This window comes from Candidatus Desulfolinea nitratireducens (assembly GCF_982879505.1).
On the sequence record NZ_CEYOSI010000065.1, the window covers coordinates 1 to 3,568 of the forward strand.

Here is a 3,568-nt window from a genome sequence, read left to right on the forward strand (position 1 = left end):
CTCCTTGACCTGATTTTAGCTCGTTATCGACTACAGAACTGCGTAACATGAGTTATTAAACGTTCATCGAGTTCCGCTTTGAGCTCTTTCCAGGGTGTTTCAATATTGCCATATTTGAGTTTTGGCAGGGATTTACTCTCCAAACATTTCTAAAAGAACAGGGTTTATCACATCCCAATTTGGGGCAAGAACTTGTGCGCCGCCCGACGTGACAAATGGCGTGACCATCTCCCAATCGATCGTCCTGCTATCTACCCCGACAAGGCTGGCGCGGATCAGTGCAATTCCCAGCCGCGGGTATTGCCAAAGGGGAATATTGTTCTCGATCACATTGGGGAGGGTCATGAGCAATTGCGGCAGTTTACCCCAACTCGTTGGTGAAAGCAGCTTTTTGAGCAACGCGCTAATCACTATTTGCCCCTGCTGCATTCGTGAGAAATCGCTTGCGCTGTAACGTTCACGCACAAAGGCGAGTAACGCTTCGCCCGTAAGATGATTCTCTCCGGCGGGTAATCCCCCCATCGGTTTTTCCAGCACAATATCGATTCCATCCAGAATATTGACAAGATCTACCAGCCCCATCATGTGGATTGCCAAATAATAGTGGACTTGCACCCCAAAATTTGTAGCAACGGACGTGACCGCGGCTTGCCCGCCGCTCCCGGGTTTTTCTGCTTCAGCGAAAAAGTATGCCGTGTTAATGCGTTGTTCTCCAACATTGGGAATATTTACCCATAAATCACGCGGAATCCCCAGCATGCCCACATAGGGCTTAAATGGTACAACCGTTGTCAGGATAATGGTATCCGTGCGTCCCAACACCCCGCGACTGGGCGAATCATCTGTCCCCAAAAGGAGCAAATTCGTTCTAATGGGCGCAAAAAAATAGAGCAAAATTAATACAACCACTCCAACCACAAAAGCACGACGAAGCTGCTTATTTTTCGCTTTGCGCTTTTCTTCCCTTGACATAGGGATGGGCTGAAAAGCAGCAAGATCGGGCGCGCTACGCTGAGGGCGGGTTTCTTCAAGAGAGTTCATGATTAAATTATAATCGCAAGAAGTGCTCAAGATAATGGCTGTACGAATTAGCTCTACGACGAAAAATATATTCCACCCAATAAAAGCAGCCAATGCTGCCTTTATGCTAATTTTCTACATGAACTGCCTTCGTGAACTTTGTGCCCTTTGTGTTTAAGCTTTCCTTGCCTCTTCTACCACCTCAACGACTTCAGGCAAATCCATCCCCAGTTCTTTGAGTTTCGCGACAGTCGGGATGCTATTCATATCCCAGCCGCGGCGTTTGTAGACCGCATCCAGGAGCAGCTCATACTGGCTTTCGCGATATTCACGCAACTTCGCCATCTTCTCTTCAATGGATAGATTCTCAGGCTTCAAACCGAGGATGTCGACGAGTTGGCTATCATAAAGTTCGGCGCGAGACTCGTATTCCACAACGGTGACAGGCCCCATGGCACGGTAGGGCGGGTAATCGTGCCTCCGCCCAACGCGTCCCATCCGGATCGAGAATACTTTCTGGAAGTTATAGACCCGCTCCGATTGCAGGAGCAAATCGTTGGCTGAGACTCGGATCCCAGTCACGCCCTCGTGAACCCAGGTGTAGTTTTCGACATGTTCCTCCACTTTGGCAGGCTCGGTAGTATCGCCATTGTCTTCGGGGGTGACATCGTTCCAGGGGAGTTTGCAAAGCCCGTGCAGGCTGAACCAGGTCCGCCACATCGGGAAGTAATGCAAAGCCTCGGCCTTATCTTCAAAGCTGGGGAGCAAATTCTGGACCTGATCCATAAAGATCAGCCAGGCCTCATCGTGCTGCGGACCCTTGGTCGCCAGGCCAAATCCGCCCTGCTGGGCAAGCGATTCCTTGGTGCCATATTCCGAGATTTCCATCCCCTTGATCTCCATCCCGATATCATGCAGAAAGGCCGGGTCGCCGCCATATTCCTCGGCGAAGATCTTTTTCATATGCATCACGCCCTGTCCCACGACCACGCCAAATCCCTCACCGCGCCCCATCTGATGGAGCAACTCGATCGCAGCTGCGCCGTTGCCAAAATTGAGCTCCAATCCGCCGGTATCTTCCTTGGTGATGATGCCCTCTTCGTAGGCTTCCATCGCAAAGGCGACTGCGTTCGCAAAGGAGATGCTATCGACACCGTAGGTATCGCAGTAGAAATTCAGCTCGAGCACTTTCTGTGGATCGAAGTTGCCGATATTCGCGCCCAATCCGGCAGCGTTTTCATATTCCGGCCCATCGACGAGCACCTTATCATTTGCATAGGGGCCGGTTTTCAGCGGGAAATCATCCACGCCGTGCGTGCAGGACATCGTGCATCCCAGCCAGCAGCCATCCGGCATCCCCTGGGTGAATTTTTCCTTCCAAACACTCGAGTCGATCTTATGCGTATCACGATGATTCCCATAGCGGAAGTTATGCGTCGGCAGCAGGTCAAAGTGATCCATGATCTCAACGATATTTGCCGTGCCAACCTTTTTCATCTGGTTTTGCTTATCGTCCAACTCGCTCATTTCGCGGTTGAAACGTACCCCCGCCTTGCGGATCAGATCGATGTCGAAGGGGCCATTGCTGTCGCCCCCCGTTTTGGAATATCGCACAACGATCCCTTTGATCTTCTTATCGCGGAAGACGCGCCCCGTCCCGCCCCGACCAGCCTGTTTCAGGCGGACTTCCTTGCGGCGCACATCGTACCAGGTGGCGTTGATGATCGCAAAACGGATATGCTCCGCCGCATCACCCGCAGACATGACGGATACGCCGCGCTGCCCCTTTTCATCGTCGGCATACATCCGGGTGAGATGCTTGCCCAATAAATGGGAATCAACGCTCTCGAGCGGCGCCGTTTCGATCGTGATTTTGCCTGTATCCCCGTCGATAAAGATGACCACGTCCTCAACCGCTTTGCCCTGAATTTCGACTGCGTCGAACCCGGAAAATTTCAGGAAGGGGGCAAAATAGCCGCCCACATTGCTGTCAACTACATTCAAAGTCAACGGGGAGAGAGTCACCACGGTCGCTTTGCCGGAGCCAGCATAACCGGTCGTCCCGCAGATCGGGCCGTTGGCAATGATCAACTCATTTTCAGGGTCATCCCATTTTGTTTCAGGGGTAACCGCATCCCAGAGCAATTTCAACCCAAAACCTCGTCCGCCAGTGAAGAGCTTCTTCATCTCCATCGTGACCGGTTTCTCGCTGATCTCGTTATTATCGAGATTAATATGAAGCGTGCGATTGGCATATCCATGCACAACAGGACGCAGTTCATAAAAATATTCAGTCAAAAGCGTGTGGGCTTCTTTCATTTTTTCAAGAGTCAGGGGTAAAACCATTAGATAATCTCCTAAGGGATGTAGAGTAGACAATTTATTTTTAGAGCACTTTGTATTATGTCAGGATTTAAGAGCTCTGTCTACTGATTTTCTTCACTTTTCTCCCCCCTCTAACTCCCCCCGCAAGCGGGGGGAGAACGTGTTCCTCCCCCGTGTACGGGGGGAGGTAGGTGGGGGGCACACTTGACAATTTCACTATTTT

The 3,568-nt window shown here is 51.2% G+C and carries 2 protein-coding genes; both read right to left on the reverse strand.

What is annotated here, in order from left to right; genetic code table 11:
• Positions 1-132 precede the first annotated feature (132 nt).
• Positions 133-1,041 carry an LCP family protein gene (locus AC3DOM_RS07600; RefSeq protein ID WP_487918436.1) on the reverse strand — a complete coding sequence of 303 codons (909 nt, stop codon included), beginning with the start codon at positions 1,039-1,041 and terminating at the stop codon, positions 133-135.
• Positions 1,042-1,194: 153 nt separating this feature from the next.
• A complete protein-coding gene (locus AC3DOM_RS07605; RefSeq protein WP_487918437.1) occupies positions 1,195-3,366 on the reverse strand; it encodes an aldehyde ferredoxin oxidoreductase family protein in 2,172 nt (723 codons plus the stop codon).
• Positions 3,367-3,568: the final 202 nt, after the last annotated feature.